The sequence below is a fragment of the Labrys wisconsinensis genome (assembly GCF_030814995.1).
GTDB classification, from domain to species: domain Bacteria; phylum Pseudomonadota; class Alphaproteobacteria; order Rhizobiales; family Labraceae; genus Labrys; species Labrys wisconsinensis.
In genome coordinates this window covers 38,900-53,231 of sequence record NZ_JAUSVX010000021.1, presented here as the reverse complement: position 1 = coordinate 53,231, position 14,332 = coordinate 38,900, and the positions used below count along the sequence as shown (strand labels likewise).

General features: G+C 72.1%; 16 protein-coding genes. 12 read left to right on the top strand and 4 right to left on the bottom strand.

Annotated features, from left to right (window positions below):
- Positions 1 to 8: 8 nt before the first annotated feature.
- On the bottom strand, positions 9 to 785 hold the full coding sequence (gene phnF, locus QO011_RS36170; RefSeq protein ID WP_307283494.1) for a phosphonate metabolism transcriptional regulator PhnF: 777 nt from the start codon (positions 783 to 785) through the stop codon (positions 9 to 11).
- A 109-nt stretch (positions 786 to 894) separates the two neighbouring features.
- Between phnF and QO011_RS36165 the strand changes: the two genes are divergently transcribed.
- Genes QO011_RS36165 through QO011_RS36135 form a run of 7 tightly spaced genes read left to right on the top strand, consistent with a single transcriptional unit; the run spans position 895 to position 6,872 of the window.
- Positions 895 to 1,779, top strand: a complete 885-nt coding sequence (locus tag QO011_RS36165) for a transporter substrate-binding domain-containing protein (RefSeq protein WP_307283491.1) — start codon at positions 895 to 897, stop codon at positions 1,777 to 1,779.
- A gap of 21 nt (positions 1,780 to 1,800) precedes the next feature.
- Complete coding sequence (locus tag QO011_RS36160) at positions 1,801 to 2,469, top strand: amino acid ABC transporter permease (RefSeq protein WP_307283487.1); 669 nt, start codon at positions 1,801 to 1,803, stop codon at positions 2,467 to 2,469.
- Positions 2,470 to 2,471: 2 nt separating this feature from the next.
- Positions 2,472 to 3,143, top strand: a complete 672-nt coding sequence (locus tag QO011_RS36155) for an ABC transporter permease subunit (protein ID WP_307283711.1) — start codon at positions 2,472 to 2,474, stop codon at positions 3,141 to 3,143.
- Positions 3,130 to 3,957, top strand: coding sequence for an amino acid ABC transporter ATP-binding protein (locus QO011_RS36150; protein ID WP_307283484.1), 828 nt, complete (start codon positions 3,130 to 3,132; stop codon positions 3,955 to 3,957). The genes QO011_RS36155 and QO011_RS36150 overlap by 14 nt, the downstream gene beginning before the upstream one ends.
- Positions 3,954 to 4,709 (top strand): metallophosphoesterase family protein, encoded by a 756-nt coding sequence (locus tag QO011_RS36145; RefSeq protein WP_307283480.1) that lies wholly within the window; start codon positions 3,954 to 3,956, stop codon positions 4,707 to 4,709. The genes QO011_RS36150 and QO011_RS36145 overlap by 4 nt, the downstream gene beginning before the upstream one ends.
- Before the next feature lie 10 nt (positions 4,710 to 4,719).
- On the top strand, positions 4,720 to 5,787 hold the full coding sequence (locus tag QO011_RS36140; RefSeq protein WP_307283477.1) for a threonine aldolase family protein: 1,068 nt from the start codon (positions 4,720 to 4,722) through the stop codon (positions 5,785 to 5,787).
- Positions 5,784 to 6,872, top strand: coding sequence for a uroporphyrinogen decarboxylase/cobalamine-independent methonine synthase family protein (locus QO011_RS36135; RefSeq protein ID WP_307283474.1), 1,089 nt, complete (start codon positions 5,784 to 5,786; stop codon positions 6,870 to 6,872). Before QO011_RS36140 ends, QO011_RS36135 begins: the two co-directional genes overlap by 4 nt.
- Positions 6,873 to 6,878: 6 nt before the next feature.
- Here the strand turns inward: QO011_RS36135 and QO011_RS36130 are convergent, their stop codons facing one another.
- Positions 6,879 to 7,790: a LysR family transcriptional regulator gene (locus tag QO011_RS36130; protein ID WP_307283472.1), complete on the bottom strand. Its 912-nt coding sequence runs from the start codon at positions 7,788 to 7,790 to the stop codon at positions 6,879 to 6,881.
- Between the two features lie 104 nt (positions 7,791 to 7,894).
- Between QO011_RS36130 and QO011_RS36125 the strand changes: the two genes are divergently transcribed.
- Complete coding sequence (locus QO011_RS36125) at positions 7,895 to 8,752, top strand: oxidoreductase (RefSeq protein ID WP_307283469.1); 858 nt, start codon at positions 7,895 to 7,897, stop codon at positions 8,750 to 8,752.
- A 49-nt stretch (positions 8,753 to 8,801) separates the two neighbouring features.
- Here the strand turns inward: QO011_RS36125 and QO011_RS36120 are convergent, their stop codons facing one another.
- Together QO011_RS36120 and QO011_RS36115 are read right to left on the bottom strand one after the other, a co-directional pair.
- Positions 8,802 to 9,110: a transcriptional regulator gene (locus tag QO011_RS36120; RefSeq protein WP_307283468.1), complete on the bottom strand. Its 309-nt coding sequence runs from the start codon at positions 9,108 to 9,110 to the stop codon at positions 8,802 to 8,804.
- Between the two features lie 231 nt (positions 9,111 to 9,341).
- Positions 9,342 to 9,632, bottom strand: a complete 291-nt coding sequence (locus QO011_RS36115; RefSeq protein WP_307283464.1) for an aa3-type cytochrome c oxidase subunit IV — start codon at positions 9,630 to 9,632, stop codon at positions 9,342 to 9,344.
- Between the two features lie 237 nt (positions 9,633 to 9,869).
- Between QO011_RS36115 and QO011_RS36110 the strand changes: the two genes are divergently transcribed.
- From QO011_RS36110 to QO011_RS36095, 4 genes are all read left to right on the top strand, one after another.
- Positions 9,870 to 11,075 (top strand): DUF6386 family protein, encoded by a 1,206-nt coding sequence (locus tag QO011_RS36110; protein WP_307283461.1) that lies wholly within the window; start codon positions 9,870 to 9,872, stop codon positions 11,073 to 11,075.
- Positions 11,063 to 12,733, top strand: coding sequence for a hypothetical protein (locus tag QO011_RS36105; protein ID WP_307283458.1), 1,671 nt, complete (start codon positions 11,063 to 11,065; stop codon positions 12,731 to 12,733). The genes QO011_RS36110 and QO011_RS36105 overlap by 13 nt, the downstream gene beginning before the upstream one ends.
- 9 nt (positions 12,734 to 12,742) lie before the next feature.
- Entirely contained in the window at positions 12,743 to 13,006 is a 264-nt protein-coding gene (locus QO011_RS36100; RefSeq protein ID WP_307283455.1) for a hypothetical protein, read from the top strand.
- A gap of 163 nt (positions 13,007 to 13,169) precedes the next feature.
- On the top strand, positions 13,170 to 14,330 hold the full coding sequence (locus tag QO011_RS36095) for an FAD-dependent monooxygenase (protein ID WP_307283452.1): 1,161 nt from the start codon (positions 13,170 to 13,172) through the stop codon (positions 14,328 to 14,330).
- The last annotated feature ends 2 nt before the right edge of the window (positions 14,331 to 14,332 follow it).

Genomic DNA, 14,332 nt, shown 5'->3' with positions numbered 1-14,332 from the left:
CGGGGGCATCACTCGCCCAGCGTCAGCCGCACGCGCTCGCACGAGAAGATCGTGCGCCCGACGACGATCGGCCGGTCGGCCGGGTCGACGTCGACGCGCAGGCATTCGAACACCGGCTGGCTCGGCAGCTGCCGCAGCATGCGCGCCTCCGCCGCGGTCGGCAGCCGCCCGACGATCGAGGTGTGCCTGCGCCGGTAGTCGGCGATGCCGAAGGCAGCGAAGGCTTCCGTGACCGAGCCGGTGCCGCGCAGCACCGGCTCGAATCCCTCGAAGCGCGGCAGCGGGAAATGGTTGGTGTCGTGCTTGACCACCTGGCCGTTGGCGTAGCCGAGCAGCTCCATCAGCACCACGTCGCTTCCGGCCTCGCAGCCGAGGGCCTGCGCGATCTCGGCCTCCGCCGGCACGCGGTCGATCCGCAGGATCTCCTGGCCCGGCGTGATCTGGTTCTCGATCAGCACATTGGTGAAGCGCGGCCGGTCGCCGAGCCGGTAGGAGACCAGGAAGCCATCGTGCACGAACGTGCCGCGCCCCTGCTCGATCCGCACCAGCCCGTCGCTCTGCAGCACGGTCAGGGCCCGGCGCACGGCATAGCGGCTGGAGCCGAAGCGCTCCATCAGCTCCATCTCGGTCGGCACCTGGGCGCCGACGGCGAGATCGCCACGCTCGATCGCCCCGCGCAGGTGCTGCTCGACTGCGCGCCAGGCCGGCCGCGCGGGCGCATCCCGCCCATCCGGCGCCTCATGCTCGCCGGCGTCCGATCCCACATCCGGGGTGCTGCTCTTCATCGACTCGTCCTGGTCCCGGCCGGCGATCCCAGCCGTCCCGCCCGTCATAATGCCGTCATTGACTCGGCGCAATGGTTCGAACAAATTTACGAACCATTTGGAGATCCCCATGCCGAACCAGCCCCTGGATCGTCGCGCGCTCCTCGGCGCGTCCCTGCTCGCCGGCATGGGAGGCGCCGCCCTCGCCCTGCCCGCCGCGGCGCAGTCGAGTGCCGGCGCCGCCGGCGACGACAAGCTGCAGGAGGTGCTCTCGCGCGGGCACCTGATCGTGGGAACGGGCACCGACATTCCGCCCTTCTACTTCCGGCAGGAGAACGGCGACCTCGCCGGCTTCGAGATCGACCTCGCCCGTCTGCTGGCAAAAGGCCTGTTCAACGATCCCGGCAAGGTCGAGTTCGTGACGCAGACCTCCGATGCGCGCATTCCGAACCTGCTCGCCAACCGCATCGACCTCACCATCCAGAACCTCACCGTCACCGCCGGCCGCGCCCTGCAGATCGATTTCACCGTGCCCTATTACCGCGACGGCCAGGGCTTCCTGCTGAGGGCCGACGGCCGCTACCGGGATTTCGCGGCGCTGAAGGCCGCCGGCGCGGACACGACCATCAGCGCCATCCAGAACGTCTTCATCGAAAGCTGGATCCGGGAAGTGCTGCCGGACGCGAAGGTGGAGCAGTTTGCCACGCCGGATGCCGCCCTGCAGGCCCTCAACGCCGGCCGCGCCGACGCCCACTACATCACCTATAGCCGCATTCCCTGGACCTTGAAGCAGCTTCCCGGCCGCTACCTCGACAGCGGCTTTTCCCATCGCGCCGGATCGGTCGCCTGCGGCATCCGGCAGGGCCAGCCGCGCTGGCTGAGCTTCCTCGACACCGCGCTGCGCGAAGCGATGACCGGCGTCGACTTCGCCGCCTATGCCGCTCTGTTCAAGACCTGGCTCGACACCGACCTGCCCGCGCCCAGGACCGGCCAGCCCCACGAATTCGCCGCCTGATCCGGCAGGGGGACGCCGATCGTGCAGGGCTATCGCTTCGACTGGACCGTGGTCTGGCAATACCGCCAGGCCCTTGCGCAGGCGCTGGCGCTCAGTCTCGAGCTCGCGGCCGCCTCGCTCTCGATCGGCCTCGTGCTGGGCCTCGGCTTCGCCTGGCTGTCGCAATCGCGGCGCCGCTCTCTCCGCGGCCTGGCGCACGCCTATGTGGCGACCGCACGGAGCACGCCGCTGCTGCTCCTGGTCTTCCTGGTCTATCTCGTGCTGCCGCAATACGGGCTGCGCGGCCTCACGGCGAACCAGACCTTCGTCGCTGCGCTCTCCGTCACGGCCGGCGGCTATCTCTGCGAGAACTTCCGCTCCGCCTTTGCCTCCATGCCCCGGGCCTATCTCGACAGCGCCCGGGCGATCGGCCTCACCGCGTGGCAGCGCCAGGTCCATGTCGTCCTGCCCATCGCCCTGCGCTACGCCTTGCCGTCCCTGACCAACAGCGCGGTCTCGGTCTTCAAGGACACGTCGATCGCCTCGATGATCTCGGTCCGGGAGCTGACGTTCACGGCGCGCGAGATCAGCACCAACTTCTTCCGCGTCTTCGAGGCCTGGTTCGTGGTCGCCGGCCTCTATCTCGCGGTCTCGACGCTGATGGCCCTCCTCGCCCGCCGCCTCGAGCGGCGGATGCCGAGACTGTCGTGACCATGGCCGGCGAGGGCGCGGACATCGTCCACACGCTATGGGCCGGCCGGCACGCGGTGCTCGCCGGCCTCGAGGTCACGGGCCTGATGGCCGGCGGCGGGCTGGCGCTCGGCCTCGGCATCGCCGCCCCGCTCGCCGTCGCCGGCGTGTTCGGGCCACGCCTCCTGCGCCTGGCTGTCGGGCTCTACGTCTTCGTCCTGCGCGGCACGCCGCTGCTCGTCACCCTGCTGTTCCTGTTCTTCGGCCTCGGCGCCGTCTGGCAGGCGCTGCCGGCCATGCTCGCCGCCGCGCTGGCGATGGGCCTCTATGCCGGCGCCCATCTCACCGAGATCTTCCGCGGCGCGATCCAGTCGATCCCGGCCGCGCAGATCGACGCGGCCAAGGCGGTGGGCCTGCCGTTCTGCGCGCGCCTCACCGCGGTGGTGGCGCCGTTGTCGCTTCCCCGCGCCCTCCCCTCCGTCACCAACGTCGCCGCCGACATGGTGAAGGCGTCGACGCTGGTCTCCGCCCTCGGCGTCGGCGACCTCCTGATGACGGGCCAGGACATGGCCATGCGCACGCTCTTGATCCCGCAGGTCTACATCACGCTCTGGGCCGCCTATCTCGCCATCAATCTCAGCCTCGGCGCCGTCGGCCGCTGGCTGGAGGGACGGTTTCGCCATGTCGTCTATTGAGCGCACGGACGCGCTGCTCGGCATCGAGCGGCTGAGCAAGAGCTTCGCCGGCCAGCCGGTCCTGCGCGAGGTCTCGCTTGCCGTGCCGGAGGGGCGCGTCACCGCCATCATCGGCTCCTCCGGCTCCGGCAAGTCGACGCTGCTGCGCTGCGTCAACACGCTAGAGGACTACGAGGCCGGCACCATCCGGCTGCGCGGGGAGCGCCTCGGCTATGCCGGCGAGGGCCGGACGCGCCGGCGCCTCGGCGACAGGCGGCTTTCGGCCCAGCGCGGCCGCATCGGCATGGTGTTCCAGGGCTACAACCTGTTCCCGCATCTGACGGCCCGGCAGAACATCATGCTGGGCCTGCGCCGGGTCGGCGGCCAGGGCCGCGCCGAGGCGGCCGAGGCCGCGGCCGGCTGGCTCGCCCGCGTCGGCCTGGCCGAGCGCGCCGAGCACTATCCCTATCAGCTCTCCGGCGGGCAGCAGCAGCGGGTGGCGATCGCCCGCGCCTTCGCGCTGCGGCCCGAGCTGGTCCTGCTCGACGAGGTGACTTCCGCGCTCGATCCGGAGCTGGTCGGCGAGGTGCTCGCCGTCATCCGCGCGCTCGCCGGGGCCGGCATGACCATGATGGTGGTGAGCCACGAGCTCGCCTTCGTGCGCGACGTGGCCGACGAGGTCGCGTTCATGCACCAGGGCCGGATCGTCGAGATCGGCCCGCCGGCCGAGCTGCTGCAGCGGCCGGCGACGCCGGAGCTCGCCGCCTTCATCGCCCGCTTCCGCACGCGGCCGGGACCGGCCGCCATTGCTCTGCCTCAGGAGGCCCCGGCATGAGGGTGCTGCATCTCAGCGATCCGCACCTGCGTCACGACGACCCGGCATCGGCGGCGCGCTGGCTGCGTCTCGCCGCTGTGGTGGCCGAGCTCGCGCCAGACCTGATCGTCAACACCGGCGACATCGTCCGTGACGATCCCGGCGACGCCGCCGATCATGCCTTCGCCGCGCAGGCCTTGCGGGCGCTCGGCGTCGAGGTGCTCTCCGTGCCCGGCAACCACGACGTCGGCGACGGCCCGCCCTCGGCGCCGGCGCCCGATCGCGACCTCATCGCCCGCTTTCGTGCGCTCCACGGCCCGGAGCACTGGCTGCGCCCCGCCGGCGATTGGCACCTCGTCGGCGTCAACGCCATGGTGCTCGGCACCGGCATGGCGGAAGACGCCGAGGAATGGGCCTGGCTCGAAGCCGCGCTCGCCGCCGCGGCGCCGGGGCCGACGGCCCTGTTCCTGCACAAGCCGCCGTTCCTGATCTCCCCGCACGAGGATACGGCGATCTCCGCGGCGATGCCGCCGGCCGCCCGGGTCCGGCTCTGGGACCTCGCCAGGCGGCACGGCGTCCGGCTGATCGGCTGCGGGCACCGGCACGAATACCGCGCCGTCCTGCACGACGGCATCCTGACGGTGTGGGCGCCGACCACCAGCGCCCTGCTCGACGAGGCCACGGCCCCGCTGGAGCCGCGCCCCTTCGCCGGCGTCGTCGACTATGCCTTCATCGGCGGCACGGTCGTCCACCGCTGCATCCCCCTCGCCTGACGGACGCGCCATGTACGATCTGCGCAGCGACGTGCTCGCCCCTCTCGCCCCCGCCGTGCTCCAGGCCCTCGCGGCGGCGGCGCAGCGCCAGCCCGGCTTCGGCCGGCACGAGGACGAGGAGGAGCGGCGCCTCGTCCGCGAGGCCGCCGACCTCTGCGGCTTCGAGGACGGGTTGTTCGTGCCGACCGGCACGCTCGCCAACCAGATCGCCCTGCGCCTGTGGTGCGCGCCCGGCGAGGCGGTGCTCGCCGAGCGTGAAAGCCACGTCGCCGTCAACGAGGTCGCCGCGACCGCGGCGCTCAACGGCGTGGTGGTGCGGCCGGTCGAAGGCCGGCGCGGCCACCTGGCGCCGGCCATGGTGGAGGCGGCGCTCGCCATCCGCTCGGGCTCGGCGAGCGAGCGGCGGACCCGGCTCGTCTGGCTGGAGAACACGCACAACCGCGCCGGCGGCACGGTCATGCCGGCCGGCTGGCTGGACGGGATCGCCGCGATCTGCCGCGGCCGCGGCCTGCACCTGCACGTCGACGGCGCGCGCATCTGGCACGCGGCGGTCGCGGCCGGCACGGCGCCGGCGGAGGCGGTGCGCGGCGCCTCCAGCGTCATGGTCGGCCTCAACAAGATCCTCGGCGCGCCCGTGGGAGCCCTGCTGCTCGCCTCCCGGGACGCCATCGACGAGGCCGCGCGGATCCAGAAGATGTTCGGCGGGCTCTGGCGCCCGGTCGGCCCGCTCGCCGCCGCGGCCCGCGTCGCCCTCGCCGGCTATCGGCCGCGGGCGAAGGCCGCGCACGAAGCCGCCGCGGTCTTCGCCGCGCGCCTCGCCGCGGAGCTGGGCAACGCGGTCTGCGATCCCGTCCCCGACACCAACATCGTCATGCTGGATTTCGGCGGGGAGGCCGCCGTCGACGCCCTGCTGACGCGCCTCTCGGACCAGCCCGTGCGGGTCGCGCCCTATCGCAACGGCCGCGTGCGCTGCGTGCTGCATGCCGGGCTGTCGCCCCGGGACGCCCGGGACGCGGCCGAGCTGATCTGCCGGGCCGCGCCGGATGCGCCGGACCAGGCTTGCGGAGACGGACCATGACGTCGACAGCCCATCGCGGCCTCGAGCCCCTGAGCACCCAGATCGTCGGCAGCTATGTCAAGCCGCACTGGCTGGCGCGCCACGAGAAGATGGGCACCTTCGACGGCAGCTGGTGGCGCCCGGACGCGGCGGTGCTCGACGAGGCCCGGCGCGACGCGGCCCTGCTGTCGATCTGCGAGCAGGAGCGGGCCGGCCTCGACCTCGTCACCGACGGCGAGGCGTTTCGCGCCGCCTATGATCGCCACTTCATCGCGGCCCTGGACGGCATCGACGTCGAGCTGCTCGACGACCGCAGCCTGCCCGACGAGACCGGGGCCATCCGTCGCGACGAGACCGGCCTGGACGAGTTCGTCGCCCATGCGCGCATGCGGCCGCGCATCGTCTCGCCCCTCTCCTGGCGGGGGCCGGCGACGGAGGCGGAGGCGCGCTTCCTGAAGGCGCAGGCCCGCCGCCCGACCAAGATGACCATCGTCGGCGCCTTCACGCTCTACACCCGCCTCAGCGACCGGTTCTATGCCGACCCGGCCGAGGCCGTGCTCGCCCTGGCGCGCGCCCTGAACCACGAGCTTCGCGCCATGGATCAGGCCGGCATCGATGTCCTGCAGATCGACGAGCCGTCCTTCCATCTCCACCATGCGCGGGCGGCGACGATCGGGGCCGAGGCCATCCGCACCATGATCGAGGGGATCGAGGCCCCCGTCCTGGTCCATGTCTGCTACGGCTACGCCGTCGTCAACCGCGACAAGTCCTGGAGCGGGCTCTACCCCAAGGTGCTCGACATCCTCGCCGGCCTGCCCATCGCCGGCATCAGCCTCGAATACGAGCAGCCGCGCCACCAGCCCGAGCTGCTGGCCCATTGCGGCGACAAGCACGTGGTGCTCGGCCTGCTCGACCTCGCCGCGCCGCAGGTCGAGGCGCCGGACCATGTCGCCCGGCGGATCGAAGCGGCGAGCCGCATCGTGCCGGCCGAGCGCCTGCATCCGGCGTCGGATTGCGGCATGTGGTACCTGCCGCGCGGGCGGGCGCGCGCCAAGCTCGAGGCCCTGGTCGCCGGGCGCGACCGCTTCCGGGGAGCGCAGGCCTGATCGGGGTCATTCCTCGCGCGCCGGCCGCAGCACCTCGTGCGCGACGTCGAGGAAGGCGCGCAGCTTCGGCATGGCGGCGGCGCCGCGCGGGAAGTACAGGAACAGCCCGGGCTCCTCGATGCTGGCCGCCGGCAGGACCCAGGTCAGGCGCCCCGCCCGGATGTCGGCCCTGACCAGCGGCTCGAAGAGATAGGCGATCCCGACGCCGCTCAAGGCGAGCTCCCGGGCATAGCCGGAATCCGTGACCCGCACGGTGCCGGCGACCGCGACAGCGAGCTCGGCGTCGCCGTCCCTGAGGTCCCAGGCATAGGCGGCGCCGGTCGAGATGAGGCGGTAGCCGATGCAATTGTGCCGGCTGAGCTCGGCCACCGCCGCCGGCTCGCCCCTGGCCTCGATATAGCTCGGCGCGCAGACCATGATCGCTGGGAATGGCGGGGTCAGCCGCACCGCCACCATGTCCTCGGCGATCATGCCGCCGAGGCGGACGCCGGCGTCGAAGCCGCCGGCGACGATGTCCGCCAGCGCCTCGTCGGAGGTGATCTCGACCGTCAGGTCGGGATGGCGCCAGGCGAGCTCCGCCAGCACCGGCGTGATCGCGATCGGCAGCGCCACCCGGGGCACGTTGAGGCGCAGCAGCCCGGTGACCCGCCCCCGCTCCGCCAGGACGCGCTCGCCGGCCTCCTCGATCGCCGCCAGCGCCGGGCCGACCGACGCCAGGAACCCGGCCCCGGCCTCGGTCAGGGCGACGCTGCGCGTGGTGCGGGCGAAGAGCGGCACGCCGAGGCCGTCCTCGACCGTGCGGACGGCGTGGCTGACGGCCGACGGGCTCATGCCGAGGCGCGCGGCCGCGGCGGCAAAGCCGCCCGCCCGGGCCACGGCGGCCACGATCGGCAGATGCGCCAGAAGCTCGCGGTTCATTCCTGCACGATATCGAATGGCTCTTGCGAATTAAACCGTCTTATCGAGCAATCCATCGCCGGTCATGATGCGGCCATTCGATGCCCAGACCGGAGACGATCACCATGACGACCTCCCTTCAGACCCCGCCCAGGACCTGGTTCATCACCGGCGCGTCCTCCGGCTTCGGCCAGGCCTTCGCGAGCCATGCCCTCGCCCGCGGCGACAACGTCGTCGCCACCGCCCGTAATCCCGCCAGGCTGCAGGCGCTCGTCGAGGCGGCGCCCGAGCGCGTGCTCGCCCTGACGCTCGACGTCGACCGGGACGGCGACGCCGAGGCTGCGGTCGACGCCGCCGTCGCCCGCTTCGGGCGGATCGACGTGCTGATCAACAATGCCGGCTATGCCGTGGTCGGTGCCCTGGAGGAGACCTCGCTCGCCGAGCTCAGGGCGATCATGCAGACCAACTTCTTCGGCGCCATCGCCGTCACCCGGGCGGTGCTGCCGGTGCTGCGCCGCCAGCGCTCCGGCGCGATCGTCAACATTTCCAGCCTGGGCGGCCAGCTCTCCTATGCCGGCTTCTCCGCCTATTCCGCCACCAAGTTCGCCCTGGAGGGCGCCTCGGAGGCGCTGGCGCTGGAAATGGCCCCCTTCGGTGTCAAGGTGCTGATCGTCGAGCCCGGCGCCTTCCGCACCGCGCTCCAGGGCGCGGCCATGCGCGACATGCCGCCGATCGAGGCCTATGCCGACAGCGTCGGCCCGACCCGCGCCTTCGCCCACGGCATGGACGGCACGCAGGAGGGCGACCCGGCCAAGGCCGCCGAAGCCATCGAGCAGGCCCTGGCCGCCGAGCGCACGCCGCTGCGGCTGCAGCTCGGCGCCGACGCCGTCGCCGCCGTGCGGGGCCACGCGGAGACCCTGCTGGCCGATCTCGCGCGCTGGGAGCCGGTGGCGCGCGCCACGGCCTTCGCCGCGACGGCGTGACGGGGCCTGCCGGCACGCCGAGCCCCGGGATTCCCCGCGACCGCCGCGCTCAGCCGCCCTGTGCCACGCCAGCCTGGTCGAGGATGGTGCGAAGATAAGCGGCGTGCTCGCGGAAGGCGCGCCGGCCGGCATCGGTGGCCCGCACCCGGGTCTGCAGCCGACGTCCGACGAGCCCCTTCTCGATCTCGACATAGCCGGCCTTGCCGAGCGTATCGAGGTGGGCGCCGAGATTGCCGTCCGTCGCCTGCACGATCATCTTGAGGCGGCTGAAATCGAGCGCCTCCTCTTCGGTGAGGACGTTGAGGACCGCCATGATCCGCAGCCGCGTGCTCTGGTGGATGAGCTCGTCGGCGACCATCAGCACACCCCCGCGGGCCGCCGACCGAGGCCGTCGGCCGCCGGTCCGCCGCTGCGGACCCGGGCCGTCCACGGCGCCGGGTCGGACGCAGCCTGGCACGGAACGATCGGCATGTGTTCTCTCCCAGCAGCGGACATGTCCGCCGAGCAGAGCTGTCTGCCGCAATGTGGCGGCATCAAGTCCGGCTCCGGCAAGGACGGCCGACCTTTTTCGGGATGATCGACCTGCCGATCATCCCGCGCTGACCATGCCGAGCGTCGCCAGCATCACCACCAGGATCACCGCGCCCGGACGCCAGCTCAGCTCCTTGAGGGCGGCGCCGAGCCCGGCGGCGATGGTGGCGATCACCATCCAGAACCCGGCGACGCTCCAATGATGGTCGACGCCGCCGATGGCCAGGCCCACCAGGATCGAGAGCACGTGCAGGATGGCGATCAGCGCCATCCGCATCACGCTGTCGAAGGTGTGTTGATGCTCGGCGAAGTCGGCGGACGAGCCGGCCTGTTCGGTCATGTCTGACATGGCAAGCCTCCGGTCGGGACAGGGCCTCGACGAGGGCTCGGAGCCCAGCGCCGTATCCTCGCCGAGGCTATCGATCAACGCGCAAGCCGGCCCGTTTGTTTCCACCCTGGCCGGCGGGGACGGCCGGCCGGGCCGAAAAATGCGCCCGCCCCCTCGCCGCCGGCGCAGAGCCGACACAAATCCCTGCGAGGCTCTCGGCGGCACGGCGCCGGGACGTGCGGGACCGAGGCGGGAAGCATGGGCGAGAAGACGATCACGATCGGAACCGATGTCGCCACGCTCGTGCTCTTCCACCCCGACGATCTCCCCCACCGGCACGCCGACCCGATCGCCTGGTACGCCTATGACTTCGCCTATCGCCGCGAGTCGGCCGCGGGCCGTCTCGTCGCCTTCGGCACCGGCTCCGACGGCGGCTTTGCCGTCCGGCTGACCACGGGCGGCCTGACGCGGCGCGAGGCGGATCTCGCCTGCACGCCCTGGGCCTTCCCGCTCGTCGTGCGCCACGGGCGCATCCTGCTCGACAACACCGATGCCCTGCCCGGCGAGGAGCAGATGGTGCAGCCCGCGGCGCGGGAGAGCTGGTACGACATCGCCGAAGGCTCCTATCGCGCCACCGTCCATCCCATCGCGGCGGAAGAGGCGGGGCTGCCGGACTATGTCGTCACCTTCGAGCCGGTCGCCGACATCGCCGCCATCGCCGTGGCCGACACGCCGCCGGACCTGCGCCCGCTGCGCGGCCGGGAGCCCGCGCCGATGCCGGGCATGGCGACGGAGCACCAGTTCGAATGGCCGCGATCCGCGCCGGCCGAGGCCGAGGTCCCCGCTCTGCCCGTCGAGCCCGGCATCGCCGTGTTGCCGGGGCAGACCGTGCAGTTTCCGGTCTCGGACGCGGTCGCGGAAGCCGTCTTTCCTTCGGAGGGCGAGGGACTGGAAGCGCTGGTGCTGGCGCCGTCCTTCGCCGCCGGCGGCCTCGCGGTCCTCGCGGTGCCGAACCAGCTCTCGCGCCGGGGCGAGGAGCCGGCGGTGCTCGGCGTGGTCGGTCGCCATGTCGTGCGCATCCGGCGCGGCGCCCGGCCCCAGCCGCTGCACCCCCTCGCCGCCGCGCCCTTGGCCAAGCCCGCGATGGCGGCGGACGAGCGCAGCGTCGGCGCCTTCCGCGCCAGGCTGGCCGAGCATGCGGCGCGCGATGCCGCTTTCCGGTCGCGGCTGCAGCACCCGGCGTTCGAGACCGAGCGTTTCGCGTCCTTCGCCTCGGGCGAGGCGATGACGACCTGGGCGCTGATGCATCTCGACCTGCCCTTCCCCGACCGGCTCGCTCTTTATGCCAGCCCCCTCCGCGAGCGGATCGCCGGGCTGGAGCGCATCCTCGACGGCGACGGGCCGGGCCCGGACAGGCCGCCCTCGGCCATCGCCAGGCTGATGGAGCGGCTGTGGCGCCGGTGAGGCGCGCCGGGCCTGCGGTCCGCGGCCGCCTGGCCGGCCTCTGGATTGCCATGCTCCTGGCGCTCGCCCCGGCCGCTGCGCCGGCGGCGGAGCGCTACGACCCGTCGGCCATCGCCGATTTCCGCGCGCTGGCTGGCGGATTGGCCAGCGACGGCCGGCCCTTCGCCACGCTGCGCAAGCTCACCGACATCCGCTACGACGTCGAGGGCCTGGTCACCTATGACGGCGAGACGCCCTTCGCCCGCGCGGCCGAGGCTGCGTTCCGCGACATCGCCGAGCATTGCCGGGCCTGCCGCATCACCGGCGTCACCGCCGCGCCGAACTTCCTGGTGCTGCGCGACCTCTTCCTCGACATCTCGCTGAGAACCTGGACGCAGCGCGTGCCCTTCCTGCAGGAGGACCGGGACGACATCCTCTGGCGCAAGACCCTCGGCCAGCCCGTGCTGATGTCCTGGGACGATCTCGATGCCGGCAAGCCGGCGCCCTGGCAGCGGGCGCTGGTGGCGCGCTCCACCGTGGCGATCGGCGGCCGGCCGTTCCGCATCGTCGCCTTCCATCAGGCCGCCCTGCCGGACACCACCGCCGCGTCGTTGACGCCGGCGACGGCCGAGCTCGGGCCGGGCCAGGCCTGGACCTATCTCGCCCTGGTGCAGCAGAGCGCCCGCGGCCTGCCGCTCGCCGGCGATCTCTTCGCCGAGCTGCCCGAGCCGATGCAGCGCAAGGTGCTCTACGCCGCCATCCTGCGCGGCATGGGCTTCGTCGCCGACACCCCGCCCGCCTGGTCGGTGATGAGCTTCGACAATGCCATGGCCGAGCCCGGCCCGCGGGACTGGGCGGCGCTCGACCTGCTGGCGGATCCGCGCATCCGGCCGACCATGAGCCTGGACGAGGCGGTCGCCGCCATCGGCGACGCGCCGGGACCGGCCGCCCATCCGCGCCCCGGGCCGGCGCCGCCGCCCGCCCCGCCGCCGGCACGGGATGCCGGGCTCGCGGCGGCGCTGATCATGGCCGTCGGGGTCCTGATCCAGCTCCTGCCGCTGGCGCTCCTGCTCGCGCGCCAGGTGTACGATTTCCTCGCCTGCGTCCTGGTCGGGCTCGTCGCGGGCTGGACCGGAGCCCTGGTCCAGCTTCTGGGGCTGGTGCTGCTGACCCATGCCAGGCCGGATTTCCAGAGCCTCGTCTGGGCCGGTCCCTGCCTCGTCGTGGTCTATGCCCTGTGCATGGAGCTCTACCGCTTCGAGATGGTGCGCATCCTGGTCAACCGCGCCTTCGCCGCCATCGCGCCGCCGGGCGGCCCCAGCCTCTATCCCACCTGGCTGGCGACCGTCGCCGTGACCCTTGCCGTGATCCTCGCCACCTTCGGCTTCGTCTGGCCGGGGAACGGCATCGAAGCCTGGGCCCTGCGCAGCTTCTGGGCGGAGAGACCGGCACCCTGGGAGACGGTCGCCGGCGTGTTCCATCCGCCGGAATCCCGCCTGCATCTCGGCCGCGTCCTCGCCTATTTCGACAGCCTGGAGGCCTGCCGGGCCTGGGGCCGCCGGCAGGCCGCGGCCGCCGGCGATGCCGACGGAGCGGCCGGCAGCCATGCGCAGTGCCTGATCGGGCCAACCGATCCGCTGAGCCCCGGCGGCTCGCGGCGCCTGGCGGACGGGAGCTGAGACCGCGCCATGCCGGTGATCCTGATCCTGCTCGTTCTCGCCGCGCCGCTCACCGTGGTGGTGACGCGTCAGCTCGGCCGGGCGACGACCGCGGCGGCCGGCTTTGCCGCCGGCCTGGTCGCCGGCGCGGGGCTGCTCTTCGACCAGCCGGCCTGGCAGCCGGGCACGGCGGTCCTCGGCCCTGCCTTCCCGGCCTGGTTCGCTCTGGCGATGGCCCTCGTCTATCTCGTCTGCAAGCTGGCCGCCGATCGCTGGCGGCGGCCGCTGGACTAGAACCTCGGCACGGTGATTGTGACAGGTCGCGCGGTCTGGCTGCCCAACCAGGCGGATATTGTCAGGGGCGGCTCGCCCGGGAATGCGAGATAGTGGCGTTTCTACAGGAGAACGAGAGCCACTCTCCAGCGGCTCCGCGGACCCGTCCGGGATAGGAGCTCCCATGGCAAGGCTCGAGGTTCTGATCTCAGGAGCGGGAATTGCCGGTTGCACCCTCGCCTATTGGCTGGCACGCAACCGTCACGCCGTGACCGTCATCGAGCGCAGCGGCTCGCTTCGCTCGAGCGGCAGTCCCGTGGACGTGCGCGGGCTCGCAGCCGACGTGGCCGAGCGGATGAACATTGCCGCACGTCTGCGCGAGGCGAGCATCCGCCTGAAAGGAATGACTCTCCTGGACTCGGAAGGCCGGCGGGTCGCGCGCGTCGATATCGCCACGTTGCGATCCTCCATCGCGCCCAAGGACATGGAGGTTGCGCGCGGGGATCTCGCACGAATCCTTCATGAGGCAAGCGCCGGCGACGCCGACTACGTCTTCGGTGAGTCCATCACGGCTCTCGCCCAGGATGAAACGGGGGTGGATGTCACGTTCGAGCGTTCGCGTCCGCGGCGTTTCGATGTCGTCATCGGGGCGGACGGGTTGCATTCGATCGTCCGCCGACTGGCATTCGGAGCCGACTCCGAATTCGTCCGGCATGCCGGGCTTTACGCCGCGACGGTTTCCCTGCCCGGGAGCCGCGATGCGGCAGGCGAGATGTTCATGCTGAACGCGCCCGGAAAGCTGGCGGCACTCCATCCCTGCCAGGGTGTTCCACTCGCCTATTTCATTTTCTGGCGTCCAGAAATTCCCGGGTTCGACGACACGGACCTCGACCAGCACAAGCGCATTCTCGAGACGACCTTCGCCGGCATCGGCTGGAGAGTGCCGGAGTTCCTCGATGCCGTGCGCGGCGCGCGCGACATGTATTTCGACTCCGTCGCCCGGGTGGATGTCGCGAACTGGGGTCGCGGGCGGATCGCGCTGCTCGGCGATGCCTCGTCCTGCGTGTCGTTGTTCGGCGATGGATCGACCCTTGCCATCGCGGGGGCGCATGAGCTTGCAAAGGCGTTGACGGAAAGCCCGGCAGATCCGCAAGGCGCCTTCAGCCGTTACCAGGCCGTCCACGGCAAGCTCGTCGCCTCCAAGCAGAAAAATCTGATCTCCACGGCCTCCCGCATCGTGCCGAGGACCTCGGCCGGACTTTGGCTCAGCACGCGCGTGTTCTGGAGAACCATGGGTGGACTCGGTACCGTCGTGCGCCTGGGCCGGAAGCTGCGCGGACAATAGCC